Origin of the sequence: Pedobacter steynii (assembly GCF_900103665.1) — a bacterium.
Classification (GTDB): Bacteria; Bacteroidota; Bacteroidia; order Sphingobacteriales; family Sphingobacteriaceae; genus Pedobacter; species Pedobacter steynii.
The window spans coordinates 73,675-99,546 of the sequence record NZ_FNGY01000006.1 but is presented as its reverse complement, the minus strand read 5'-3'; the positions used below and the strand labels follow the sequence as shown (position 1 = coordinate 99,546).

Annotated in this window: 21 protein-coding genes; 4 read left to right on the top strand and 17 right to left on the bottom strand. The window is 41.1% G+C overall.

The window, feature by feature from the left end:
• Positions 1-6: 6 nt before the first annotated feature.
• A complete protein-coding gene (locus tag BLQ87_RS17210) occupies positions 7-882 on the top strand; it encodes an AraC family transcriptional regulator (RefSeq protein WP_074609189.1) in 876 nt (291 codons plus the stop codon).
• A 147-nt stretch (positions 883-1,029) separates the two neighbouring features.
• Here BLQ87_RS17210 and BLQ87_RS17205 read toward each other — a convergent pair whose 3' ends face one another.
• The 5 genes from BLQ87_RS17205 to BLQ87_RS17185 all read right to left on the bottom strand — a co-directional run bounded on the left by BLQ87_RS17205 (position 1,030) and on the right by BLQ87_RS17185 (position 6,984).
• Positions 1,030-1,800, bottom strand: coding sequence for a LuxR C-terminal-related transcriptional regulator (locus BLQ87_RS17205; protein ID WP_172664857.1), 771 nt, complete (start codon positions 1,798-1,800; stop codon positions 1,030-1,032).
• Between the two features lie 964 nt (positions 1,801-2,764).
• Positions 2,765-3,649, bottom strand: coding sequence for a glucose-1-phosphate thymidylyltransferase RfbA (gene rfbA, locus BLQ87_RS17200; RefSeq protein ID WP_074609185.1), 885 nt, complete (start codon positions 3,647-3,649; stop codon positions 2,765-2,767).
• 1 nt (position 3,650) lies between these two features.
• Positions 3,651-4,523, bottom strand: a complete 873-nt coding sequence (gene rfbD, locus BLQ87_RS17195) for a dTDP-4-dehydrorhamnose reductase (protein ID WP_074609183.1) — start codon at positions 4,521-4,523, stop codon at positions 3,651-3,653.
• Complete coding sequence (gene rfbB, locus BLQ87_RS17190; RefSeq protein ID WP_074609181.1) at positions 4,513-5,571, bottom strand: dTDP-glucose 4,6-dehydratase; 1,059 nt, start codon at positions 5,569-5,571, stop codon at positions 4,513-4,515. The genes rfbD and rfbB overlap by 11 nt, the downstream gene beginning before the upstream one ends.
• Before the next feature lie 21 nt (positions 5,572-5,592).
• Positions 5,593-6,984, bottom strand: coding sequence for an undecaprenyl-phosphate glucose phosphotransferase (locus BLQ87_RS17185; protein ID WP_074609179.1), 1,392 nt, complete (start codon positions 6,982-6,984; stop codon positions 5,593-5,595).
• Positions 6,985-7,223: 239 nt separating this feature from the next.
• Here BLQ87_RS17185 and BLQ87_RS17180 point away from each other — a divergent pair, with 239 nt between their 5' ends.
• Genes BLQ87_RS17180 through BLQ87_RS17170 form a run of 3 tightly spaced genes read left to right on the top strand, consistent with a single transcriptional unit; the run spans position 7,224 to position 11,194 of the window.
• The gene (locus tag BLQ87_RS17180; RefSeq protein WP_074609177.1) at positions 7,224-8,558 is read left to right on the top strand and encodes a UDP-glucose dehydrogenase family protein; all 1,335 of its coding nucleotides are present in this window, start codon (positions 7,224-7,226) and stop codon (positions 8,556-8,558) included.
• Between the two features lie 4 nt (positions 8,559-8,562).
• Positions 8,563-9,642: a mannose-1-phosphate guanylyltransferase gene (locus tag BLQ87_RS17175; protein ID WP_074609175.1), complete on the top strand. Its 1,080-nt coding sequence runs from the start codon at positions 8,563-8,565 to the stop codon at positions 9,640-9,642.
• 22 nt (positions 9,643-9,664) lie between these two features.
• Positions 9,665-11,194 (top strand): capsule assembly Wzi family protein, encoded by a 1,530-nt coding sequence (locus BLQ87_RS17170; protein ID WP_074609173.1) that lies wholly within the window; start codon positions 9,665-9,667, stop codon positions 11,192-11,194.
• Positions 11,195-11,209: 15 nt separating this feature from the next.
• Here BLQ87_RS17170 and BLQ87_RS17165 read toward each other — a convergent pair whose 3' ends face one another.
• The 12 genes from BLQ87_RS17165 to BLQ87_RS17110 all read right to left on the bottom strand — a co-directional run bounded on the left by BLQ87_RS17165 (position 11,210) and on the right by BLQ87_RS17110 (position 25,848).
• Positions 11,210-12,316 (bottom strand): DUF1972 domain-containing protein, encoded by a 1,107-nt coding sequence (locus BLQ87_RS17165; protein WP_074609170.1) that lies wholly within the window; start codon positions 12,314-12,316, stop codon positions 11,210-11,212.
• 38 nt (positions 12,317-12,354) lie between these two features.
• A complete protein-coding gene (locus BLQ87_RS17160; RefSeq protein ID WP_074609168.1) occupies positions 12,355-13,056 on the bottom strand; it encodes an SGNH/GDSL hydrolase family protein in 702 nt (233 codons plus the stop codon).
• Positions 13,049-13,744, bottom strand: coding sequence for an acyltransferase (locus BLQ87_RS17155; protein ID WP_074609970.1), 696 nt, complete (start codon positions 13,742-13,744; stop codon positions 13,049-13,051). The genes BLQ87_RS17160 and BLQ87_RS17155 overlap by 8 nt, the downstream gene beginning before the upstream one ends.
• 203 nt (positions 13,745-13,947) lie before the next feature.
• Positions 13,948-15,030, bottom strand: a complete 1,083-nt coding sequence (locus BLQ87_RS17150) for a glycoside hydrolase family 99-like domain-containing protein (protein ID WP_083361923.1) — start codon at positions 15,028-15,030, stop codon at positions 13,948-13,950.
• Positions 15,031-15,068: 38 nt separating this feature from the next.
• Positions 15,069-16,169, bottom strand: a complete 1,101-nt coding sequence (locus tag BLQ87_RS17145) for a glycosyltransferase family 4 protein (RefSeq protein ID WP_083361922.1) — start codon at positions 16,167-16,169, stop codon at positions 15,069-15,071.
• A 37-nt stretch (positions 16,170-16,206) separates the two neighbouring features.
• Positions 16,207-17,049 (bottom strand): glycosyltransferase, encoded by an 843-nt coding sequence (locus BLQ87_RS17140; protein WP_074609163.1) that lies wholly within the window; start codon positions 17,047-17,049, stop codon positions 16,207-16,209.
• Positions 17,050-17,061: 12 nt separating this feature from the next.
• Entirely contained in the window at positions 17,062-18,321 is a 1,260-nt protein-coding gene (locus tag BLQ87_RS17135; protein ID WP_074609160.1) for a glycosyltransferase, read from the bottom strand.
• Complete coding sequence (locus tag BLQ87_RS17130) at positions 18,318-19,655, bottom strand: O-antigen ligase family protein (RefSeq protein WP_074609158.1); 1,338 nt, start codon at positions 19,653-19,655, stop codon at positions 18,318-18,320. The genes BLQ87_RS17135 and BLQ87_RS17130 overlap by 4 nt, the downstream gene beginning before the upstream one ends.
• Entirely contained in the window at positions 19,648-20,889 is a 1,242-nt protein-coding gene (locus tag BLQ87_RS17125; RefSeq protein WP_074609156.1) for a polysaccharide pyruvyl transferase family protein, read from the bottom strand. The genes BLQ87_RS17130 and BLQ87_RS17125 overlap by 8 nt, the downstream gene beginning before the upstream one ends.
• A 27-nt stretch (positions 20,890-20,916) precedes the next feature.
• The gene (locus BLQ87_RS17120) at positions 20,917-21,924 is read right to left on the bottom strand and encodes a nitroreductase family protein (RefSeq protein ID WP_074609154.1); all 1,008 of its coding nucleotides are present in this window, start codon (positions 21,922-21,924) and stop codon (positions 20,917-20,919) included.
• Between the two features lie 12 nt (positions 21,925-21,936).
• Positions 21,937-23,484 (bottom strand): MATE family efflux transporter, encoded by a 1,548-nt coding sequence (locus BLQ87_RS17115; RefSeq protein ID WP_074609152.1) that lies wholly within the window; start codon positions 23,482-23,484, stop codon positions 21,937-21,939.
• Between the two features lie 6 nt (positions 23,485-23,490).
• Complete coding sequence (locus BLQ87_RS17110; RefSeq protein WP_074609149.1) at positions 23,491-25,848, bottom strand: GumC family protein; 2,358 nt, start codon at positions 25,846-25,848, stop codon at positions 23,491-23,493.
• Positions 25,849-25,872 lie beyond the last annotated feature (24 nt).

Sequence of the window (25,872 nt, the reverse complement as noted above, 5' to 3'; positions counted from 1 at the left end):
TCAAACTTGAAAAGATTTATACAACATGAAGCCCTTTTCATCAGGCATTTTAGCACGCTAAAATGGCCTTTCCCCCTGCACAACCACGATCATTTTGAATTGGTATTTATCCATTCCGGGAAGGGCAGGCATTACCACAATCAAATAGAACAGTCTTACCAAGGGAGAAGCCTCTTTTTACTCGCTCCGGAAGATGCACACATTTTCGATATACAGGAAGAAACCACATTTAGTGTACTGAAATTCAACAACATTTACCTGGAAGGTTTTTCAAATGAAAAGACGACAAAAGATTGGAGCAAACTGATCGCTCAGCTATTGGCCATTAGTGCGACTTATGATTCCAGATTGGTAAAATTGGAGGATGACTTAGAGAAGATTGATCAGCTCATGCTGCTCATTGTCAGAGAATGGCAAAGCAGCTTGAGCGCTGCCAATGAGGTGATCTTTCACCTCATCCGAGCGGTGTTCTCCATTCTGAAAAAGAATGCCATCAATGATATGATTCCTGAGCAGTCCTCAAATGGCCAGGTGTTGATTTCGGTAGTTCAGTTTATCCACTCCCATATTCAACAACCGGAATTACTGAAAATGACTACATTATCGACTCATTTCCATTTCTCCGCCAACTATTTAAGCAGCCTGTTTAAGCGTCAGATGAATGTTTCGATCAAACAATACATCGATGATTATAAATTCAAGGTCATTGAAAGCTTGCTGAATTCCGGCAATGCGACAAAAAAAGAGATGAGTTATAAATTCGGTTTTAGCGACCTTAGTCATTTTAATAAGTTTCTGAAAAAGTACAGCCAGCGAAAAGGCAGAATTTCAGGAGACAATGACAATGGCGCAACCTATATTGCTCATTTAAATCCTCAATAAAGCTAAAAACCAACCTCCAACGTTATACTTCAAAATTAGAGAATTAAAGCAGGCATCACATTGTCATAAACTAAAGAAAATCCTGTTAAAAGAGAAAGGCGAACCAATGGTCCGCCTTTCTCTTTTCCCTGAGCTGCAAAAAACGGACTAAATCAGTCCTTCTTTCACACATAAACTGATCAGTTCTGAGCTGGTTTTAACCCCAGACTTCCGAATGATATTTTTACGATGCGATTGTACGGTATGCAGTGAAATAAACAGTGATTCTGCAATTTCTTCACTTTTATATCCGAGGGCGATCAAATTGATGATCTCCATTTCCCGCTTGCTAAAATGTAAATTCAGCGCATTACTTTCCGGTTCTTTATTGATGTTTACCGGCCATCCGCTTTCCTTCAACCCCATCAAAGAGGGGGTATAATCATTAGATGCGGTAAGGTGATTGATATTCGTATGAATATGAAGCACTTGTGAGATCCGTCCGGTTTCTTCGTCAGAAAGGAAAACAGACTCGTTATGGAATAATTCATAATTACCACCAACGACTTTAAATCTGAAACAATAAGTGGTTTTGTAATAACTCTTGAGATTATCCTTTCCAACCTGGTTCAACATAAACCTGAGACTTGCGGATTCTGTCTGGGTTACATAATTGATATCTTCGGGATGGATACAGCTTAGGATGCTGTCTACAGTTGCCGATTCAGGATCAAGGCCTAAAATATCTGCGATGCTCGGATCTATGTATCTGATCTGCTGGCCATAGAAATCAACTAAGTAGTAGTAAAACTGTCCCGGACTAAGAAATGAGGGCAGAAACTGATCTAAAATCACTTTAGGTAAAGCCATATTTGAACGTGTATAGAAGTCGCTACACCTGTCCCAGGGAGCATTCATGACGTTATTATTAAATTCCATAAATTCCATAAGGTTAATTAAACAGATTAAAAAATAAAAAACGGTTCATCAGAATATTCATGACGAGTTTTGAGAACGTTTTTAGTTTTTCTTCATCTTTTTCTAAAAGAATATAAAGTAAGTTTTGGAGGCTTTGAAAACGCGTTCTACCTCAAATACTTACCAGATACAATTATTCATTAACAAATTGGGCTTAAAGAGCTGGTGACCATCGTAATGGTTTGTTACGCCGACGACTCGCGGGATAACAGGAGTAAGAAATGATTTTGACATGGTGAAATAGGGGTTAGATTAAAAAAATTATAAATTGATTAGATTCATATTTAGTGCGCACTGGTAATATTTCCGATCTGATCGTTCACAATTTAAACGACAAAGTACTGCCCTATAGTCTAAAAAGACAGGCAGTAATATTTTCTCTTAAAAGACAATTAACACGATAAGAAAAAAAAGAAATCAAACTGAACATCACCCCTCCTGAAAGGAGCAAAATGCATTTGATTAAGTGTAAATAATGGATCAGCATCGGATTTTAAACAAATTAGGAGTAAAAATTAATCTTTAAGTAATTCAAGCTAAAAAGACCTTATTTTAAAAAAAAAGGAAGTTTTAGATTTAACTTATCAAGATCAATTAACAACAAAAACTAATCCAATTAAGGGAATAAGACATCCCTATAAGTGGGGATTTTACCACAAAAATCATTAGTAAATCGATTTTGGGCAATTAAGAAAGTATTTTTTTGATTTAATCAGTCAAATCCGGAAGATATGAGGCACAGAAAGATAAATCCAACACACTGCGGGAAACTTTATTTCAGCGCTACTGTTCTTTTTAGCTACAAAATCGGGTATTATTCTTCATTTTTGTCCATAAAACTGGAAGAAAGCAAAATATAAAAAATTTATACCCGATTTTTAGTTACAATATTTTAAACAATAAAGAAAACAAAAGTCCCGAAAAATTAACTCAACACCGCAGGCGCTGTTTGCTTAATCATTTTCAAAAGATAAGCTCCATAGCCACTTTTCACCAGAGGTGTAGCGATTGCGGTAAGTTGTTCATCATTTATAAAGTTCATCCGGTAGGCTACTTCTTCAATGCAGCCTATTTTCAGTCCCTGGCGTTCTTCAATTACCTGTACAAACTGACCGGCCTGCATCAATGACGCAAAAGTTCCGGTATCCAACCAGGCCGTACCCCTGCTCAATACCCCGACTTTAAGTTTACCTTGCTCCAGGTATACTTTATTTACATCTGTAATTTCATATTCGCCTCTTGGAGAAGGCTGAATATTCCTTGCAATTTCCACAACACTGTTGTCATAAAAATACAGACCCGGCACCGCATAGTCTGATTTTGGAATAACAGGCTTCTCCTCAATAGAGATGGCCTTCTTATTTTCATCAAATTCAACAACGCCATAACGTTCCGGATCAGACACCGGATAGGCAAAGACCACACCTCCCTCAGGGTCAGAACTTCCCTGAAGGAGTTTGGCCATCCCATCCCCATAAAAAATATTATCGCCAAGGACCAATGCCACTTTATCTGTTCCGATAAAATCCGCACCGATCACAAATGCCTGAGCAAGGCCATTGGGCTCTGCCTGCACTGCGTAAGAGAATTTACAGCCAAGTCTGCTTCCATCTCCAAGTAACTTTTCAAAATTCGGCAAGTCATGAGGCGTAGAAATGATCAGAATCTCATTGATACCTGCAAGCATTAAGGTGGACAATGGATAATAGATCATTGGCTTATCATAGACCGGCATCATTTGTTTACTCATAACCAGGGTCAAAGGATGTAAACGGGTTCCGCTACCTCCTGCAAGTATAATTCCTTTCATTTTATGATGTCTTTTTTATAGCGTTAATACACCTGACCAGGCTGTCCCTCCAATAGGGGATTGCGATGCCAAATGTTTGTTTAATTTTTGTTTTGTCCATTACGGAAAAAGCAGGCCGGATTGCTTTGGTTGGATAAGCCGACCCTGGAATGGGATAAAGCTTTACCTCGGTTTCACTGAGGTCAAAAATTGCTTTTGCGAAATCGTACCAGGAAGTCACTCCTTCATTGCTGTAATGATAAGTTCCATATGCTTTATTGTCCGACGCGATAATATCCAATATCACTGAGGCCAGATCTATTCCGTAGGTTGGTGTTCCTACCTGATCTGCAATGACGCTCAACTCTTCCCTTTCGGCGCCGAGCTTCAACATTGTTTTCACAAAGTTAGCGGCAAACTCAGAGTACAGCCAGCTTGTACGCAGGATGTAATGCTCCTTTAACAGGCTCATGATTTCCAATTCTCCGGCCAACTTGGTTTTACCATACACATTGATCGGTTCAGCAGGGTCCTCTTCTTTTAACAGCTTCGGAACATTTCCTTCAAAAACAAAATCCGTAGAGATATGAATAAGGGTTGCCTTAAACTGATCACAGCAGCGGGCCAGATTTGCAGCCCCCTCTTTATTGATCTTTTCACTTAGGCCAGGTTCATCTTCCGCTTTATCAACGGCAGTGTAAGCTGCACAATTGATCACGAAGTCGGGTGATTGCTCCTGAAACAATTTTTCTAAAATAGCCGGGTTCAATATATTCCCTTCAAACTCATCCAGAAAAAGAACAGAAGATATTCCTCTTTCTTTACAAACTTCAGCAATACACTGACCTAACTGACCAAGACCTCCGAAAACAAGTATCTTATTTTTACTGCTCATTATATTCATATTGTTGCTTATAATAATCCTGATAATGACCGGAAGTTACATTTTCCAGCCATTCCTGGTTTTCAAGATACCAATTTACTGTTTTTTTCAGACCTTCTTCGAATTGTAAAGAAGGCACCCAATCCAGGTCATTCTGCAGTTTAGAAGAATCAATTGCATAGCGAAGATCATGTCCTGCCCTATCTGTCACATAAGTAATTAGCGCCGCAGATTCACCTGCTGTTCTTCCCAGCTTCTCGTCCATAATCCGGCACAACAAATGGATCAGGTCAATGTTTTTCCATTCATTATGTCCGCCTATATTATAAGTATCCCCAGCCTTAGCCTGATGAAAAATGGTATCGATCGCCCGGGCATGGTCTTCTACCCAGAGCCAGTCGCGGACATTCTCGCCCTTACCATACACCGGCACCGGTTTATTATTTTTGATGTTGTTGATCGCAAGTGGAATCAGTTTTTCAGGAAAATGATGGGATCCATAATTGTTGGAACAGTTCGAAATGACTACATCCAAACCATAAGTATCATGATAAGCCCGAACAAAGTGATCCGAACTCGCCTTTGATGCAGAATAAGGGCTATGGGGATCATAAGCCGTATTTTCAGTAAACATTCCCGTTTCACCCAGCGCACCATAAACCTCATCTGTACTGACATGATAAAAACGATGGCGGTCGTAATTTCCCTGCCAGCATTCTTTGGCCGCATTCAGTAAGCTGACCGTTCCGATCACATTGGTCATCACAAATTCCATTGGATTGCTGATGGAGCGGTCTACATGAGACTCCGCAGCCAAATGAATCACTGCATCAGGATTTTCCACCTGAAAAAGCTCCCTAATAAAACGGGTATCTGTAATGTCCCCTTTGATAAACCTGTAATTGGCAGACTGCTCAATATCAGTAAGGTTCAACAGGTTACCGGCATAGGTTAATTTATCAAGGTTGATAATTTCATAGTCAGGGTATTTTTCAACAAACAATCGGACTACATGAGAGCCAATGAAACCAGCCCCACCGGTAATTAATATCTTCTTCATATTTAAAATGTTTTTAAGCTTTTAATAGGCGTTATCTTCTCCTTTGATCATATTAATGACCGTCATGAAGACAATTTTCACTTCCAGCATTGCCGTCCAGTTTTCCAGATACCAGATGTCGTGCTGCACTCTTTTTTGCATTGCGCCATCTTCTTTCGTTTCACCTCTGAAACCGTTTACCTGAGCCCATCCGGTGATTCCCGGTTTTAGGAAATGCCGCACCATAAACTGGTTGATGATGGCCCTATATTCTTCCGTATGACTCAGCATGTGTGGCCTTGGCCCTACTACACTCATATTTCCCAGCAGCACATTAAAGAACTGAGGCAATTCATCAAGACTGGATTTTCTAAGGAATTTTCCAATCGGTGTGATCCGGTTATCGTCTTTAGTCGCTTGTTTCTTATCACTGTCATTGTTCACCTTCATACTTCTGAACTTATAACACCAGAAAGGCTCATCATTTCTACCGCTTCGCTGCTGCTTAAATAAAACAGGTCCTTTACTTTGTAATTTAATGAGGATCGCAATCAGGGGATATAACCAGCTCATCAGGAAAATAATAACGCCCAGGCTAAAGATGATGTCAAAAGCACGTTTTTTAAAGCGGTTACTTACACTTTCCAGCGGTTCTGTTCTCAGTGAGATCACTGGAAATTCGTCTCCCACATAACTGATCGTATAAGGTGTAGCCAGCGTTGTGGCCATATCCGGAATAAATTTCACCCTCAGACAATGTTTGTCGGCCACTTCCAGAAAGGTTTTAACTTCCGACATTCGATGGGGCTCCAGGGAAACATAAATATCCTTAACACCACTTAATGCTGCTGCGACCATTTTGGAGATAAACCTTGTCGGCAGATTTCCATTTTCATCCGCATAGATTCTGCTGCCATCATCCAGATAGCCATAAAAATCAATATTGTATTGATTATCCAGGTAATGCGCCAGACGGCGTCCTGTAGGGTTAACACCAATCAGTGCCACTTTTTTATTTACATTAAAGCGCTGAACCAACAGAAACTGGAAGGCAGTCCCCAAAAAACGGTTCAATACAAATGCGCCAACTAACAAGGCATAAAATACCACCAGGAAAGTTCTGGAAAATTCTATGTCCCTGGAGAAAAGCAGGTATAACGCGAAGCCGATTCCATGAAGCGCAATACTGCGCCATGTTCCTCTGTAAATTCGCTCCAATCGCCTGGAACCGTAGTCGGTATACAAACCGAAAATCACGGTATTGAACATCCACATCAGGTTACAGACCACCATATAATGCTGCCAAAGTTCATAAGAGACCGTCTTACCCAGATATTCAGTAAGATAATAGGATAAAACATAGACCAAATTGAGCATTACGAGATCCGTAATGGGCAAGATGTATTTGAGCAAGTACAAATAACGTGTTTGCATCTTAAATTGGATAAATAGGGTTGAGTTGTTAAGATGTCGTTAATAAATTGTAAGCAAAAAGCCTTCATTCACAAAAAACAACCTAAAATATTTAGGCCATTATAACAAACCTCTTAACATTTACCAAAATTAGCTTGATTACAGATTCAAAATGTCCCCACAAATAGGTATTTTAAGAAAAACAGCAAGATTTTAGGCTCACGATAGGTAGTTTTACAATAAAAAAAAAGAAACTACTTATGAAAATTGCGGTAATAGGAACAGGATATGTAGGTTTAGTAACCGGTACATGTCTGGCAGAGACAGGAAACAATGTAATCTGTGTAGACATTGATAAAACAAAGGTGGAAAAGATGCAAAACGGGATCATCCCCATCTATGAACCTGGCCTTGACACTTTATTTCTAAGAAACATCTCACAAAAGAGATTAACCTTTACAACCGATCTTGCCCTCGCTGTTGCAGAAGCTCAAATCATCTTTATGGCCTTGCCTACCCCTCCCGGTGGAGATGGCAATGCAGACCTTTCCTATATTTTGGGTGCCGCAGCAGACATCTCAAAACTCGTTACGGAATACAAAGTGATCGTCAATAAATCAACCGTTCCGGTAGGAACAGCAAATAAAGTACAGGCTGTTTTTGCAGCAAATACCAATGTAGAGATTGATGTCGTTTCAAATCCTGAGTTTTTACGCGAAGGTGTTGCAGTAGAAGATTTTATGAAACCAGACCGGGTAGTGATTGGAACAAAAAGCGAACGCGCCATTAAACTCATGACCGAGCTTTATGGACCTTATGTAAGACAGGGAAACCCGATCTTATTTATGGACGAAAAGTCTTCAGAGCTCACTAAATATGCCGCAAATGCTTTCCTCGCTACGAAGATCACTTTTATGAATGAGATTGCCAATCTCTGTGAGCTTGTGGGTTCAGATGTGGATGCGGTGCGCCGTGGCATTGGCTCCGATGAGCGGATCGGGAAGCGTTTTCTTTTTCCAGGCCTGGGTTATGGAGGCAGCTGCTTTCCCAAAGATGTGCAGGCCCTTTCGAAATCTGCCGAGGAAAATGCCTATGACTTTCAGATTCTGAAGGCAGTGATGACCGTAAATGAAAAACAAAAAACCGTGCTTGTTGATAAAATATTGAAATATTACAACTACGACATCAAAGGAAAACACTTTGCACTCTGGGGTCTTTCCTTTAAACCGGAGACCGACGACATCCGCGAAGCGCCGGCCTTATACATCATAGACCTGCTGATCAAAAACGGAGCTACAGTTACCGCATTTGATCCCGAAGGAATGGAAAATGTAAAGACCTTGCTTGGTGATAGAATTACTTATGCTGCAAACCAATACCATGCACTAAGAGGTGCTGATGCTTTGCTGATTGCTACTGAATGGTCTTTATTCAGAAACCCTGATTTTGACCTCATGGAAGAAAGCCTGGTCAACAAAGTGATCTTTGATGGCCGGAATCTATATGATCTTCAGAAAATGACCGACCTGGGTTATTATTACAACAGCATCGGCAGAACACTTATTGAAAACGAAGTGCTTATTGATAACCAATAGATTCATGGATCAAAACAACTATGTACTCATTATGGCCGGCGGTATTGGAAGCCGTTTCTGGCCAAAGAGCCGTGACCATTTTCCGAAACAATTTCTGGACATCTTAGGAACAGGCCAATCGCTCCTGCAAATTACCTATGCCCGTTTTTTAAAAATATGTCCGGCAGAGCATATTTTTATTGTCACCAATAGCCAGTATCAGGATATTATCCTGGATCAGCTGCAAGGGATTTCTGCTGATCAGCTGATTTGTGAGCCAAGCAGAAACAATACCGCACCATGTATTGCCTATGCTTCCTTCAAACTGGCCGGACTTAACCCTGATGCCAATCTGATTGTCGCCCCCTCCGATCATTTCATTTTATTCGAAGATATTTTTGTAGAGCGCCTCAACTTTGCTTTGGCCTATACCCAAAAACATGAGGTTTTAGTGACGCTCGGCATTAGTCCGATCAGACCGGATACGGGATATGGCTATATTCAATATGGAGAAGAAACTGAAAATGGCATTTATAAAGTAGCCCGGTTTAAAGAAAAACCAACGCTTCAAAAAGCCCAGGGATATCTGGCGGATGGAAATTACCTCTGGAATGCAGGAATATTTATCTGGAAAGCCAGTGCCATCATCAGTGCTTTAAAAAAATATACGCCAGCCATTCATGACTTATTTGAAAGCGGAAAAGCCCATTACAATACACCGGATGAACGTGCATTCATTGATGAAAATTATGCAAGTTCTCCGAATATTTCCATAGACTATGCCGTTATGGAGCAGGCAGACAACATTTACACCATTCCGGCAAACTTTGGCTGGTCTGACCTCGGAACATGGGCCTCATTACATGAAACCGCGGATAAAGATGCGGAGAACAATGTCATTGCCGCAAAACAGGTCGACCTGAAGGACACCCGGAACAGCATCATTCATATCAACGAAAACAAACTAGCCGTTATCCGGGGCCTCGACAACTTTATTGTGGTCGATGATGGCAATGCATTACTCATCTACCCTAAAGACCAGGAGCAGGAGATTAAAGAGGTGGTCAGGCAAATGACGGTAGAATTCGGAGATAGTTTTATTTAAATCCACATCAAAAACAACTACTATGGGTAACAATCGCATACGACCAGTAAAACACGCGCTCTCCGCTCTTGTTTTTCTTTTGACGTTCTCCAGTCAGGTTGATGCGCAAAAACCTCAGATTAAATATGAAATAGAAGCCCAGGCAATCGGAACAACAAAAAATGTTGTTCCTTTCTGGATGCGGTCAAACCAGTTTGGCTCCATTCCTCTTTCCGGCGCATCGGCGGCCTTCATTGGAAGGGCTTATAAAGATTATGAAAAGTCTAAACGGATAGACTGGGGTTTTGGCCTGGAAGGAAGAGCCAATGCAGGCAAAGGCTCCAACCTTCAGCTCATTGACGCTTATGCAAAAGTAAAGCTTGGCATATTTCAGTTCAAAGCAGGCAGGACAAGGGATGTGATGGGACTCAATGGAGATACGGTATTGAGCTCTGGTAATTTTGCGCTTTCGGGCAATGCTGCCGGCGTTCCAAAGCTGGAACTTTCCATTCCTGAGTATTACAGGGTTCCTGTTTTCGGCGGACTGTTCTCTGTTAAGGGGAATTTTGTACATGGATGGCTGGGCAGAACACAAATCCTGGACAGCATCTCTCCTACTTCCAAAATCACCTATTACATTAACGACCGAAGGCCTAAAAGTTATTTCCATCAAAAATCACTTTACTTCAGGCTAGGAAAAGCAGATTGGAAACTGGAACTATATGGGGGTTTCAACCATCAGGTATTCTGGGGAAATGAGCAGGCCGCCTATGGTTCTAATTTCAAACTATCGCCCGCAGAAACCTTTTTTTATGTCGTTACCGGAAAAGGATATGGCACTAAAGGTGTCCCTACTTCAAAGATCGGCAACCAATTGGGCTCAATAGATCTTGGGCTGGCCTATAATTTCAATGCAGTTAAGGTCATGGTCTATCGCCAGAGTTTTTACGATGTAGGTGCTTTATCCAGGCTTGGAAACATTAATGACGGACTGAACGGCATCAGTTTTGAAAACAAGAAATACGAAGATAATACCAGTGCATTTGTCTGGAAGAAGGCTTTGTTTGAACTCTTTTATTCTAAGGATCAGGCCGGGTATCCCTGGTCTACGTTCACAAAATCCGGAGATGAAGATTATTACAATAACTTCTATTATGTGAAGGGCTGGTCTTACAATGGCCTGGGTTTAGGAAATCCATTAATTACACCCAGGCATGATGCCAGAAGCGGACAAGCGATAAAAAATGCAGATTACTTTATTAACAACAGAGTCGTTGCCTTACATGCCGGATTGAGCGGCAGGCTGTACGGCTGGAACTTTATGACCAAGCTGAGTTATTCCAAAAATTATGGGACTTTCGGAACCAGTATTTACGGCAGCTCAACAGGTCATATCAGAAATCCTCAAACGAAGAACATCTTCAAACCTGTTGAACAATTCTCCTTCTACCTGGAAAGTACAAAGAAGTTAAAGAACGGTTACAGCGCAGGCTTTGCAACCGCTCTTGATCAGGGAAAACTCTTAAATAATTCCTTAGGATTAATCCTTAAACTGAAAAAGGAATTCCAATAAAAAACTAACCAAATATTACCTGTTTAAAACACCTTTCACTTCTGAAAGGTGTTTTTCGTATTGGTCTACGATCAACTCCCAATCGTAAATATTCGTGATTTTATCGCTGTTTGCCTGAAGCATGGACTGGTATTTATCCTCTTGATATTTCACCTTATTCAGCTGATCAGCTACCCCCCCGGCATCGTTAAAATAAATAGCATCGTTACCCAGGATATACCTGTTGAAAGGATTATCATTGGCACAAATTAAGCTGTTTGAGGCCATTGCTTCCAGTAACGAAGGATTTGTCCCGCCCACAGTATGTCCATGAAAATAGATGTTAGAATAATAGCGCAGGCTATTCAGGATATCGATATTATAGATTCCTCCTATAAAGCGGATTTGAGTAGCGCCGGAATACTTTTCTTTTAAATAATTACCATACTCCGTTTCATGTTTACCAATCACTAAAAACGGTCGGTCGACCGCCGCTTTGACTACACCATCCAAAATGATCTCAATACTATTTTCCGGTTCCAGTCTGGCAATGAGCATGTCGTACTTATAGGCCGACAAGTCATAATTATCAAGCGCCTGCAATACAGGTTGCTTAAATAATGTTGCTCCATAAGCGATAAAAGTAGAATCCGCCTGATACTTTTCCTTTAGATAATCCTGAATACCTATGGAATCCGAGATGAGGTGATCGCTATATTTTACACCCAGGCTTTCTGCCCATTGCAGGAACTTTCTTACTTTATTGGAATATTTAGTCCGCTTCCATTCCAGTCCGTCCATATTGGTGGTCACGACTACTTTCTTTGGCAGCAACCAGCCCCAAACGGAACCACTCGTATAACCCAGCTGAAGGATCACATCGCATTTCCGCTTTCTGACATCAAGAATACAGTTTAAGTCATAAATGAACTGTCCGGCTGTCCCCAATTTATATTCCGGGTCATAACAATGGCGTAAATCCACCCCATTCCATTGGTCTTTCTGATAAGGATGGTTGTGAGAATTGTAAACCAGTACCTCATGTCCTCTTTTCACTAAACCCAGTGCTAAATATTCTGCACATTGCTCAAATCCCCCATAATGGTTCGGAATGCCCCGAGTTCCAATAATTGCTATTTTCATTGGTATATAATTGTTTTTTTCGTATTATTTTAAAGGTTTCATTCCTGATTCCTAAAGAAGTCTTGTATGCCATTCCAGATCCTTTCTGCGATGCCTTCCATTCCAAGATCAGAAGGATGCATTCCTACTCCTTTATCTACATACTGTTGAATGGCGGTATTCTTATTCCGCTCTTTATAAAGTCCCTGAAGATCTACGTACCGCCAGTTGTTTCGTTCCGCCGCAGTTTTCATGATCTGATCAATATGCTGATTGGGCCAAAAACTCCCCACCAAACAGACCTTTACGTTTTTCTCTGCAGAGAGCTCCCGGATAAACTTTTCCAGCTGATTGTCCAATCCGTGTTTAACTGCCAACGCATCGCTGATGTTTTCACCAATCACCAGAATGATCAGATCCGCATTGAAGTCGCTGAAACCCTTAAAATCACTGACCTTATATTTCCAGAACTGCCGTTCAAAAGTAGCCGCAATATTACCAGTCTTAAAGCTGGTGTTGGGATGATTACGCTTTACCCTCGCCTCCAGAAGATGCACATAATCTTTTTCGGGACTGCTTGCTGCCATACCCCAGTTCCCTGTCCAGCCAACCGATGCTTTGGCACCATGCCAGGTGATGCTGTTTCCCAGAATCAACACCCTTGATGGAATAGAATCTACCTGCTGATGAGCAGCATGGCCAGGCAAAGTGGCCAACAACATCACACTGCTTAAAACGCTTAAAAAAATCTTTCTAATCATATATTCCTTTAATAACGCGGGCAGGAACACCCGCAATGATTGAATTTGGCGGCATACTTTTATTGACCACAGCCCCTGCCGCGATGATGGAGTTCTCGCCAATAGAAACCCCTGCAAGGATGGTCACTTTAGCACCGATCCAGCAGTTATCTCCAATACTGATTTTGGAACGCGTAGTTCCCTGATTTTTGATCAGTTTATTTGGATCACTGTAATTATGGTTTTCAGGGTGACAACTAAAATATTGTCCGATGATGGTATTGTTCCCAATGGAAACGCCACCAGAGCCTCCGATACTGGCAAACTGGCCAATCCCTACATGGTGCCCGATGTGAATGTATTCTCCCAGGTTGTTAAAAGAAGTAGAGATGATCAATTGAGAATAGGCCCCTATCCCGGATGAATCACCGATGATCAGTTTCCCTTTACCGAGACCACTCAGGTATACCCCATAATCAATTTTCACCCATTTTCCGAAGCGAATGTTCTGGCTATTGAAACACCTTACCGCCCTCCCTACAAAGATAAGTCCGGGCTTTTTCAAATGAAACAAGAGAAAAAAAACACCTCTCAAAAGATCGAAACTTTTATTCCGCGCCAAATTGAACAAGGTACGGTTGCTGAGGTTTTCATCAAATTGAAAGGAAGGATTTCTCTTCTTAATAATCGTTTGCAATAGTGTTTTCATCAGAAAATAATTGTTTTTTTTCGCGTTAATCATTGATTTTTAAAAGTTCTCAAGAACTCGTAAACTCGGTTTATCGGTTATGAAGCTATCATAAGTATATTATTCATTGATATTTATTGTTTTCAATGGTATTCATGAGCTCGCAAGCGAGGTTCATTACTGTTTGTAAGCGGTATACTTATGATGGTTTCATCAATATATTTTTATTTCAGTGCTTCCTTAACCGCACGTAAAAATTTGTTTTGATATTGTACAGATGGAGTGAGCCAGGCCCCTTCCCCATATTCATTCCAGGCATAGATCATTGCAATATGATCCGCTGAACCGGAAGGATCATTTTCCAGTGTCCATTTTTTCAACCCTTTTATAGATTGATATACCGACGCCGGTGAATAACCATCAAAATGTGGAGAAGCTTTTTTTACTTTATTCGTATCATCCCAGGGCCGTGGATCCCAATTGAGTGTGCTGACGGGCATATAGGGCATCCCCAGTTTCAGAAAGCTGGCCCAGACCGATTGTTCTCTTGGGCTCAAAGCAGTGATCGGACTCACGGATTGCCCGGCAATTAAAGTCTGATCATGATAATTATATCCCGTTAAGAGGTCAAAACCAGCGGATTTTGCCAGGTCTGCATCTGCTTGTTTCGGGCCAATACAAACGGCAATACTTATGCCCTCCAAACCATTAGCCTTTGCATCCGCCCTCAGTTTATCCAATGCAACTTTAATCTTTGCTGCAGAACCAAATTTACTGATCAGCATCCTTAAGCTCAGAAAAGTGATCAGGGGCTTCTGGTTAAATTTCAGGTAATCCTTATTCTTAAATAATGTAATCCATATTTTTGAAACCCGTTCCCAATCCTCAGGACCGATCAAATAACCAAAGTGATTTGCCACGAGCAGGTTAAACTTCATCCCTTTTCTATCCTTCGCATTAAGAAATAAGCCGAGCGCATTGTTCCGGGGCTCTTCCATATTCTTTTTAGACAAAGCTGAATCATACCAGCAAAAACTAAAAAAGTCTATGCTTGCTTCTGCCGCTGCATCCACTTGCTTTTGGATGATCTCCGGTTTGCTTGTTACCCAGCCCCATATCGGCTGCCTTCCTTTAAAATTTTCCGTCAATGACTTCGTGATATGATTGGTTTTCCCTGTCCAGCCATCAAAATAATAAGCACCAACCAACAAATCTTTGGAAGGCTTATTCTGAGCATTAACTTCAGCGCTTACCATTCCTGTCAGCCCTGCTAAAAGTAAAAGTCCGATACCTAGTTTACGCTTCATTATTTCCGGGTTTATTTGTTAAACGATCTTATCCTTGCTCAAACAGCTTCCTCCTTAAAAACAGAATCCAGCTTTTTATAGAATCCATTTAAGGAAAATTTTTCATCAAATGATCTTTTGGCGTTCCTTCCATGTCGTTCCAATAATGCTCTGTCGTCCGCATACTTCGTTAAAGCATTAACAAATGAAGTGGTGTTATTGGGTTCGAATAAATACCCATTTACCGAATCTTCAATAATTTCGGGCAATCCACCGTGATTTGCGGCAATTACAGGCTTATATAAACTCATTGCTTCTATGGCAATTCTTCCGAAAGGTTCCGGCTTGGTACTTGGCACAATTACGACATCGGACCAGGCATAGATTTCGGCAGTATCTGAAACAAAATCCAGGAACTCTACCTGTGTACTTAGGCCCAGGTTTTCGACTTTTTTCTTGAGTTGCAGCACTAAATCTTCATTTCCTGCAGAAGTGCTGCCTACAATTCTCAGTAAAACCGAAGCGGCTTTCATTTTAAGTAAGGACTCTATTGCAAAATCCTGTCCTTTCCAGCCATTGATCCTGCCGATCAGCAAAATGCGAAGCGGATGACTATGAGTTCCACTGACTGCTATTTCCCCATCAAAACCCTCAAATGCATTGTGGATCACGACACTATTCTTCAATTTTCCAAAACTTCTCAATGTGGAGTTCGAGTTGAATATAATTTTTGATTTGGCTTGCCTCAGGAATAAAGACAGTACTTTACTCAACAGCTTACCAGGGATCTCCCTGATGTGGATGATCTTCATTTGATGAAGAAAAGGCGCAAGCAGATAAAAATCCAGGATCACTGAAGTATTGGTATATACCACATCATATTCATTGAACAGTTTCTTTTTAGCCTGAAACTGGAATAGCGGAAAAATGATTTTCCCCCATTGTAATTTCATTAGATAAGTTTTGCTCAATAAAGAAAGCGTCAGGTATTTGATGTCGACATTTAATTTTTCAAGTTCATCAACCAATGGCCCCGTACGCGGAAGGACAACGGTTATTTTTTTATAATCGCCAGACTGACTCAGGTATTTGATGACCTGCAAAAAGCTCCTGTCAGAACCATACATATCCGCACTTTGGTGTACACAAATAATTTTCATCAGTATATAATTGTTTTTGGTTTAACGGTTATCCACTTTACTTTAGAAACCTTAGATCCTGATATTTTAGCGCCAGTTTCAAGGAAACCACCTTACTATAAAAATAAGCCAGGACAAGTGCCACAGGCCTGTCCGATAAGATCTTGGGCCAGGTTCCTTTTAAATTCCTGAAGCGGCTTAACATGACATCCGCCGAAGGATTAGACCACAACACGGTATCGTGATCAAACTTGATCCGCAGGACATACAATTGCTCTTCAAATTTGGAATACCTTAACATGAAACTCGTATCAATCCCATACAGGTTCAGCCGTTCATCAAACTTCATTTGATGTGCCAGGAATACCTTAACAGAAATAACCATACCACTCGTGATCGCCAAAACATTTTTTGCAGGGATCGCTCCGGTCTGTATTTTTTTCCAGTGTTTACCTTTGAAATAAACAAAGGACCCCGGGCTTACCACTTTTCTATTGTTCATCACAATGGGAAGAAAAAGAGAAATTTTAGGGAAGCCCAGGACCGCAGCATTTAATTTATCAAAATAGTACTCAGGAAATTCAGAATCCTGATCCAGCAATAAGGCATAATCGTAAGTATTGGAACGAAGGACCTGGTTGTATAATTTCGACAACCATACATTTTCGGGAGTCGAGATGTATTGAAACTGATCAAAGGCTGCCGATAGTTCTGCCACCTCCTGCTCCGGACAAGGTTCAGGACTATTGTCCCAAACCACCAGTTCCAGATCAAACAGTGTTTTATTCTGCAATAACAAATGACTAATTGTTGGAGATGCTGAAATTGTCTTTTTATAAAGCACCACTAAAACAATTAATTTCGGTTTGAGGGATTCTCCCCTGTTCATCGTAGCTTTCATCTCTTTTTCCGTTTAGTTGTAAATCGCCAGTCTCCGTTCAATCAGTTTTTCATATGAATTCTCTACACTTAGCGTGTTTCGGGCATTCGTCATCAACCGATGTCCTAAATCTTTACTCTCTAAAATTTTTGCAATAGAAGAACAGAATTCCTGAGGGGTGTTTCCAATCAGACAATCATGTCCGTTTTTAAAGCACAATCCTTCTACACCGACTTCTGTGGATACGAATGGAATGCCTGCGTTTACGGCTTCAATAATTTTCATTCTGATGCCACTGCCAATGCGGATAGGAACTATAAATATGCTGTCTGCTAACGCTTCATACAACTGATCTACATATCCGGGGAAGCTTACCGCATCCAACAGCCCTGCATAGCTATCAATTGTTGGCTGATGCCACTTACCGATAACCGACAACTTTAAATCCGGATATTTTGACTTTAAGGGCATCCAGCAATTCATTAAAAACCAATCCACTCCTTCCTTATTGGGAAAATGATCTTCCCCGCCTAAGAACACCAGCTTACTTGCAGATAAAAAATCGTTTGCTGATTTACCGGCCTTAATCGGAACAGGAGAAGAGACTAAAAGTGGTTTTCTGATGTCCTTTTCCAAGATCAGCTTATCCACATCTGAAAGCGTACAAACCATATCGTACTTCTCCAAAGCAGACAATTCAAACTTCTTATTTTTCCGGTACACCCATTTTAAAAAACCGGATTTGAAACTAAAGAGCTCGAGTTCTCTCTTTTCCCGTACGAAGCGGAGTTCATGATGAACAAAGATCCGATAAGAACTCCGGGGGATATATTTGGCAAAAGAGATCAGCTGGTGAAATTCAACCTGAACATATTCAAAACTGTCTTCCAGTAAGACATCTCTGAAATGGTCAATAAATCCCCTCGGAAATCCGAAGCTTTTCGACCTGAAGAGCGTCGTATTTTGCTGTAGCAATTTATCCAGATTGGTTTTACAACCAAAGAAAAAGACACCTTTACCGATTAAACGGTTAAAAAATTCAGAAAAGCGAAATAAGACGGAGCCCAGTTGATCAGAAAAGGTTTTCTTCGTGATCAGGTAAGGTTTAAAATTTACATTTTTCCATAATTTTTTCAGCTCCTCAAGATCCTTTTGATCCTCGGGCTTCATTGTAAAAGCAAGGGTCACCTTAAATTGATGACGCAATTCATTATTGAATTCAAATTGAGCTATTCTTCCACCAGAATTTAGAGGGAATGGCATATAGGGGGTAACAATCAGTATATTCCTCATTGGTCTCTGTATTTAATTGAAAAAAAAGTGATAAAAAGAAATATTGGCAAAATGGCTGTTGAAAAGGGAGCCCAACCTGTTAGACCATAGATAATGTAAGCGACAAAGAGGCCGACCAAAGTGAGAGAGAGCACCTCATTATGCCCCTCCTTAATTTCTTTTTTTGCTTTAATGATGTTACCAAATAAAAAATAGACCCATAAAAGAATTCCGACGATCCCAATTTCACACAAGATGATCAAATGAATATTATGTATGGGATTGACCGAAAAGAAGTCGTCCATAGTGACCTGATTTACGATCCCCAGATGTTGTGAAATGTAGGAAAGGTGGGCATTGAGCCCCACGCCAATAATTGGAGAAGTTTCGAAAATATGAAATGCCATTAACCAGTGCACCATCCTGTTATCATACTGATCCGATGAGTCGCTTTGAAGGAACAGTTCACTCAAAGGAGAGTAGGCAATCAGGTACACCAGCGCCAACACTGTTGGCACCACAAATTTCAAAATATTACCAATGGAGAATATATTTTTATGGGCATTCTTATCTATGTAATAGCAGGAGAACAGCGTAATGATTAAAGCCAGGTAAGAAGTTCTGGAATAGGTCAGGAATAAGGTAAGGACACAAATCCCTAAACAGATGGCACTTGCTTTTCTTTTAAAGTTGTATAAATAGGTAGCCAGAAAAAAGGAAGAAGCGACGACCATAAATAAGGCCAGCCTTCCCGGGTGGTTAAAGAAACCGACCGCCCCACTCCTGGTATCCAATCGGGTGGCCCAGATTTCCGCGGATTCATGAAAGAGCTTTGTCACCGCCGAAATTCCCAAAACAGGAAAACAAATGGCCAGAAAAAACTGGGTATAAGCCAGCCATTTCAACCCATCAAAAAGACCGTTCACTACATCAGACTGATCCAGAAAACTACTCAGCAATTTAAATAAGAGAATATTTGATAAGAAAAAGATGGCCAATACCCAGGTCCCGGTATAAAAGGAATTGTAAGGATTAAGAAAAGAGATGATCAACAGCACACAGAAGCCATTGACCCAATGATTGAGTTTAAAGGAATAATTTATAAACCTCCGTTTCGCATAAGGTAGCACGGCTACAATTAACCCAATACATAAAGAAATGATATAGATCGGCTGTACAGTGCCTGCAATATCGTTCAGCTTTGGCGTATTTAAGGCTTTCCCAAATTCAAAGGGGATACAGAATATAAAAAAGCTGACCCATAAAAATTTAGTATCCTTTTTTTTAGTCTTAAGGATAACCGTTCTGAAAAGATAAATGGAGATTATAATAAATAATAGAATCCCTTTACCCATGGGTATAATTGTTACTTGTTTCTAGTTTAACCTTCTGAATATTATTTTTTACGCTGTTTTCAATCGCCGCAAAGTTTTTGGTGAAGAGTCTGATCTTCTCTTTTGATTCACTCAGCTTATCATAGTCTATCAGGCAGCTGTTCGGATCTACATCGAATAACTTCACCATACCCTCGAATTTATTCGCATAGGAAACGCCAAACATCGGCTTGGAGAAAGTCAGCCCCGAAATGCCTAAATGCATTCTGCCAGTAATCGTAAAATCAACCAGGGAAACATATCCCTTCAGCTCTACCCCATTCCTGATTTGGTCCGTATAAAAGCAATCGACAGATTTAGCGCCAAAATATTCATTCAGAATACGGCTGAAGGTACTATCGCTCGCCTCGTCACAAATCGGCCTGATGTCGTGGTAAAGGAACACAAAAGCATAATCCCCGACTTCTAAAAAGCCTTCCAGTAATTGTTTAAAGCCTGACAGGTAATTCTCAAATCCGATTTTCTTCGCCTGGATGGCATTTGGGCAAACGCCGATAATTGACTTTCCTTTTGCCTTGGCTGCAGCAACCCATGTTTTGTAATCCTCATAGGTTTTACTTTGATAACTCGCCGGAACATCAGGACAAATAAAAGCGATGTCATTGGTTAAGATCAACTGTTCTGCGGGAATAAAATCTTTCATTCTCACATAGGATTCCACATCCCTGATTTTTAACCTCACGTCTTTCGCTACCTTAATGAATTTAGCTTTAACCACCGGAAGGATGTTTTTACTGACACTGAATCCGGAAATCTGTGCCTTTACCCCGATGCGGTTTGCCAGTTCAATAACCCTCAGCCTATTGATCGAATTATGAACACGGTATGTTCCATCCATAATGTCTGCGCCAATCACATAGACCAGGGAACAGTTTTTAATCAGGAACAACAGTTTAAGAAAATTAACCCGGTCGTCAAAGCCATCGATAAATTCTATATTTTTATTGATCGTCTTATAATCTTCACGAATAATCTTATATCCGTTTAAGATACAGACTGGCGTACCATTTGCGAAATTGTTCATGAAACTGGTGATCATAATATCTTCGCCAAAACCACCATTCAGGTTCGCAGCAGGCAGCACTAAAATTTTGTTTGCGTTCTTATTCGCCTTTACAAAAAGGGAACAGAAAGAGGCCGCAGACCAGAAAAACTCAACATATAACCCCTTAAATTGCTGCTTCAAATTACTCATCACTTAAAAATTAAAATATATATCTTATTACCTCACTTCAACAATATCCGCCAAGGGCTTCCGCTCAGAAATGGCCACTTTGAAATCATCTTTCAGATTTCCTACCGCCAAAAACATGATTGGAACACAATCGCTATCCATTTGCATAGATGCTTTAAAAGCTTCGTACTGCTTCACCGCATAACTTGTATTCAGACAGCAAACGCCCAGTCCTTCCGCATGGAGCGCCAGCACAATCGACATCGCCATCATTCCTCCATCAATAAAAACCTGATTTCGTTCATAAGCGAAAAACGAAGACAACTTACCAGTGATGACGATCAATGAACTGATGTGTTCGCCAAAACCTCTGTTTCCATTCTGAACATTCAGGAGTCTTTTCTTCAACTCCACATTAGAATGTTCGATCACATAAACCTTCCATGCCTGGCGGTTACACACCGATGGCGTGTATCTGGCCGTATCAATCGCATTCAGAATCAACTGTGTATCCACCGGTTCTTCCGAAAAATCCCGGACGCTATGTCTGGATTTAAAGAAACTACTGTAATCAAAATTCAGCGTTTCGGTGATTTCAGTTTTGGGAATGATCTTCGTTCCTCCGGTCTTCCCCTGAGATGATTCATCACACCTCGCCAACAGGTTTTCCAGTTTCCTGGATAAATCTTTTGGAATCTGATTGTAAGGCGCATCATAATTCAGATACTCCCTCAGCGTAAAGGCCGTGATAGACGTAACCGAGTCTATCCCATAACCATTAATGTATTCTTCCACCACATCGGCCAGAGCAGAAATCCGCGCTGCGCCAAATCCCGGACGCGGCTCCAGCAGTGCCAGTCCTTTTTCTATGGCGTGATATTCTTTAATGATATACGCCTGCATCATCTCTTTATTCCTCAATTTAAACGAAGCAGACTCCCTGTTAAATTTCCGGTAATCATAGACGAAATCTTTGATAATCGACAACTGGGTTTGCTTCGACCGATAGAATCTTTTTGCAGATTTCGGAACGATCTTTTTTAAGATACTTTTCATACTTGGTACAGACTACACGTGATTAAATTGTTTCTTTCGGTTCAGTTTATGGATCAACTGATTCATTATTTTGTGAATGATTTCTTTCTCATCCTCACATAAGCCAAAGAGGTAAATACTGATCACGAAGACAAAAACGCCAGTGACACCTGTAAAGACAAACCTCCATCCGAAATGAACATAGGTTACACTTAAATAACAGGTCAGGATCAGCAGACAAAGTGGAATTACCACTTTATAAATCACATTAGAAAAATACAGTGGAATGGATAATCCCGCTATATTTCTTAAAAAAAACAGGCGTAATATACAGGCGATTACCTCGATAAAACAATAGCCTATAAACACGGTATAAACGGGATACCCCAACTTTAAGAGCAGGTAAGCCAGTGGCAATGCCAGCAATAAAACAGAGCCCACTACGGCCTGGTAAACCTTCACCTTTCCGGTTGCCTGTACCGCCGACTGCAAACCTATCGTCAGTTGATTGATTAAGGTCGCACACAACATCAGGGAGCAAAAAGACGCTGTATATTCAGGTACATTATTTAACCACAAATGAAGAATCGCTTTCATCTCAAAAATGCAGGGAACCGCAGCAAAAGCAAGCAGAAAGAATCCAAACTTACTTCCAATCATAGAAAGCCGGAGCATCTTTTCCCGGTTGTCTGCCCCTTCACTTTTCATGATTTGCGGATTGATGGCCCGTAGGAGCGTCAAAGAAAAGAAGTTCAACTGCGCCGCCACCTGATTCGCAATGGCATAGGCTGCATTGACCACTGTTCCAAAAAAAACATTGAGCAAGATCGCCAGGCCCTGTGCCCTTCCCAGCGAACATAAAGAACCGAACAGGTTCCATCCTGCAAAGGAGGTCAGCTCTTTCATCATCTTTTTATCTACCGAAAAAAGCCCTTCCAGCGTGCAGTCTTCATATTTGCCAAAACAATACACCGCATAAAGCAAAAAGCTGGCAATGCTTATTCCGGCCGTCAGCAGGCCATAGACGGATAATTTATCCTGGGCCACCACATATAATACATAGGCAATCGCCAGTTTTAACAAGGTCTCTACCACATTCACCACTGCTACCCAGAGCATATTTTCATGCGCCACAAGGGAGCCCGTAAAAGGGACCGCCACAATAGTGAAAAACACCGTTACCGACATAAAGTGATAGATCAACCTCGCCACCTCCATTCTATCCGCAGGAATGTTCAGAAAACCATTAAAGAGAAAGAATCCGGAAACTTCCAGCACAACGACAATCAGTAAACCGATCCCGATATGCAGGAGCAGGCTGTTTGTAAAAACCCGCTTTTGCATGTTCAAATCATTTTTCCCCTGGAAGAAAGAAAGAAACCTTTGGGTAGAAGTAGCCATTGCCGTATTTAAAAAAGACAACATGGCAATCACTCCGGCAACGAGGTTAAAAACCCCATAGTCAACCGAACCCAACGCATTTAATACCAGCCTCGTGGAATACAACGAAATCCCCATTGTTATTAACATCCTGGCATACAATATACCCGTGTTGACAACCACCTTATTTGCTGATTTCATTTGAAATTATTTATTTCTTTTAAACAGTTTGCTGAAAAAACCCAACTCTTTACCAGTCACATCGTAATTGCCATAGCTGTATCCATAACCATAACCTTTGGTGGCTTTGATGTCGTTGACGACGATACTTAAACCTTTCATTTTCTGGCTTCCGGATAGGCCATCTACAATATTCAATTGTTGTTTTAGCGTATAGTTTTGACGCACCAGATACAGACACACATCTGCATAGGAAGCCAGCAGCTGGGCATCGGTTACGATTCCCACTGGTGGTGCATCAATGATGATATAATCAAATTGCTGCTTCAATTCCTGCATGAGCGTTTTTGTTCTTTCACTCAGCAGCAATTCTGCCGGGTTCGGTGGAATCGGACCTGAACTCACCACAAACAGATTTTCCTGAATTTTCAATGGCTTCACAATATCACCGCTGGTCAACTCCGGACTGGTCACATAATTGGTAAAACCGATCGGGTTTGAGATCTCCAGTTTGGCAGAAAGACCGGGCTTACGTAAATCCAGCTCCATTAACAGAACCTTCTTATTGGTCAGCGCTAAAATCTGCCCCAGGTTGATCGCCACAAATGACTTTCCTTCTCCAGACATGCTGCTGGTTAACAGAATCACTTTCTCATCGCTATTCTTGAAGAAGAAAGACAGGTTGGTACGCAAGGCCCTGAACTGCTCGGATATGGCAGATCTGGAACTGTTGGCCACCACCATATTGTCGTTCCCCTCATCATGACTGATCTCTCCGATAATCGGCACCTGGGTAATCCTCATGATGTCTTCTTTGGTCTGAATTTTATCATTCAACAAGTCTTTCACATACATTAATCCCAATGGAATCACCAGTCCTGCCACCAATCCAAATAAATAGACCACCATTCTTTTCGGACTAAAAGGCTTAACTTCAGACTTGGGGGGGTCTATGGTTTTGGAGTTAGCAATATTAGACGTCTTAGAAATGGCGGTCTCTTCACTTTTCTGCATCAGAAAGATGTAAAGCTCTTGTTTGATCTGTTGTTGTCTGGCCAGATTTAAATAGTTTCGCTCCACTTTTGGAACATTGCGGACCTGTCCTTCCGCTTTTTTCATTTGTCCGTTGATCCGGTTTCTGGTAATGAGAAATCCATCCAGGGTAGTGGAAATATTAGATTCAATATCTGCCCTGGCATTGGCAATTTCTTTATCCATCAACTGGATTCCAGGATTGGCTTCGGTTACCCCGATCAGGCGCCTTGCCCGCTCCAGGGTTAAGGAATTGTATTTTTCTACGGCCCCGTTAAAAACCAGATCTGCAGGAATGAGTGAACTTGGCAATACTCTTTTATTCTTGCCCTCATCTTTCAGGTAGTCCTGTAAACTCTTTAGGATACTGATCTGGGTTTCTATTTTCCCGAGGTCATTTACATATTGTCCGGTGGTCTGTACCAGCAATTTAGACTGTTCGGTCATATCCGCAAGGTTATTTTCCTGCTTAAAATTCTGGATATTTCCTTCCAGGCCTCCCAGCTCCCCACCGATATAAGCCAGGCGGTTCTGGATAAACTTCACGGTACTGTCGGCCACCTCGTTCTTATCCGTCAGGTTGGCCTGTACATATTTTTCGATCAGCTTGTTTAAGATGTCTTCTCCTTTTTTAGGGATCGCATGGGTTAAGCTCAGGTCTATAATCGTCACCTGCTTGTTTTTAACTTCTACCGTAATGGCATCCATCAGTGCGATCACTTTAGTATCCACAGACATGATGTTAAAAGAATATTTCTCCTCCAAAACAGGGACTGCGGTTCCTTTAATGATCTGCACAACCCCAACAAAAGGGATCGTAAAAGAACGGTCTAAAGCCACCAGCGTATCTATGCCATCAGCACTTACCGCAACCCGGTCATTTTTCAGAAAGCTGACTTCCACATCTGTGGCCTTAATGGTATCCGCAGCAGCCACGACCTTTACCCGATAAGGAGATTCATAAAGTTCCACCTTTTTCAGTCTCCCTTTTCTGTAATAGGTGATGTTGAGGTTCATATCTTTCACCACCTGCTCCATCAGATACCTTGTCTTTAGGATTTCTGCTTCATTATCAACGGTACTTTTCGTACCCAATAGTCCTCCTAAATCACCCAAAAGATCTCCTCCACCAGACAATCCTGCGCCCTTTTTCTCGTCATTCACCAATACTCTTGCAGAAATTTTATAACTGGGCGTTTTATACCGCACATATAGATTCGCACATGCCAGGCAGACCAATACCGATAAAGCAATCCAATACCAATTTGCCAGGATTCTCGACAAGATTTGCTTTAAATCCAGTCCTTCGGTATCCTCATGTGCAGTTTTATATTCTGAAATCGTGTTCTTCATTTAATATTGCATAGATGTTAGCAT

Bases quoted from the DNA above. Each gene is read 5' to 3' on its own strand.
- BLQ87_RS17120 (WP_074609154.1), bottom strand. From the start codon at position 21,924: ATGAAAAGTATCTTAAAAAAGATCGTTCCGAAATCTGCAAAAAGATTC.
- rfbB (WP_074609181.1), bottom strand. From the start codon at position 5,571: ATGAAGAAGATATTAATTACCGGTGGGGCTGGTTTCATTGGCTCTCAT.
- BLQ87_RS17155 (WP_074609970.1), bottom strand. From the start codon at position 13,744: ATGAAAACACTATTGCAAACGATTATTAAGAAGAGAAATCCTTCCTTT.
- BLQ87_RS17175 (WP_074609175.1), top strand. From the start codon at position 8,563: ATGGATCAAAACAACTATGTACTCATTATGGCCGGCGGTATTGGAAGC.
- BLQ87_RS17180 (WP_074609177.1), top strand. From the start codon at position 7,224: ATGAAAATTGCGGTAATAGGAACAGGATATGTAGGTTTAGTAACCGGT.
- BLQ87_RS17150 (WP_083361923.1), bottom strand. From the start codon at position 15,030: ATGAAGCGTAAACTAGGTATCGGACTTTTACTTTTAGCAGGGCTGACA.
- BLQ87_RS17145 (WP_083361922.1), bottom strand. From the start codon at position 16,169: ATGAAAATTATTTGTGTACACCAAAGTGCGGATATGTATGGTTCTGAC.
- BLQ87_RS17110 (WP_074609149.1), bottom strand. From the start codon at position 25,848: ATGAAGAACACGATTTCAGAATATAAAACTGCACATGAGGATACCGAA.
- BLQ87_RS17170 (WP_074609173.1), top strand. From the start codon at position 9,665: ATGGGTAACAATCGCATACGACCAGTAAAACACGCGCTCTCCGCTCTT.
- BLQ87_RS17160 (WP_074609168.1), bottom strand. From the start codon at position 13,056: ATGATTAGAAAGATTTTTTTAAGCGTTTTAAGCAGTGTGATGTTGTTG.
- rfbA (WP_074609185.1), bottom strand. From the start codon at position 3,649: ATGAAAGGAATTATACTTGCAGGAGGTAGCGGAACCCGTTTACATCCT.
- BLQ87_RS17130 (WP_074609158.1), bottom strand. From the start codon at position 19,655: ATGGGTAAAGGGATTCTATTATTTATTATAATCTCCATTTATCTTTTC.
- BLQ87_RS17115 (WP_074609152.1), bottom strand. From the start codon at position 23,484: ATGAAATCAGCAAATAAGGTGGTTGTCAACACGGGTATATTGTATGCC.
- BLQ87_RS17185 (WP_074609179.1), bottom strand. From the start codon at position 6,984: ATGCAAACACGTTATTTGTACTTGCTCAAATACATCTTGCCCATTACG.
- BLQ87_RS17205 (WP_172664857.1), bottom strand. From the start codon at position 1,800: ATGGAATTTAATAATAACGTCATGAATGCTCCCTGGGACAGGTGTAGC.
- BLQ87_RS17135 (WP_074609160.1), bottom strand. From the start codon at position 18,321: ATGAGGAATATACTGATTGTTACCCCCTATATGCCATTCCCTCTAAAT.
- rfbD (WP_074609183.1), bottom strand. From the start codon at position 4,523: ATGAGCAGTAAAAATAAGATACTTGTTTTCGGAGGTCTTGGTCAGTTA.
- BLQ87_RS17140 (WP_074609163.1), bottom strand. From the start codon at position 17,049: ATGAAAGCTACGATGAACAGGGGAGAATCCCTCAAACCGAAATTAATT.
- BLQ87_RS17165 (WP_074609170.1), bottom strand. From the start codon at position 12,316: ATGAAAATAGCAATTATTGGAACTCGGGGCATTCCGAACCATTATGGG.
- BLQ87_RS17125 (WP_074609156.1), bottom strand. From the start codon at position 20,889: ATGAGTAATTTGAAGCAGCAATTTAAGGGGTTATATGTTGAGTTTTTC.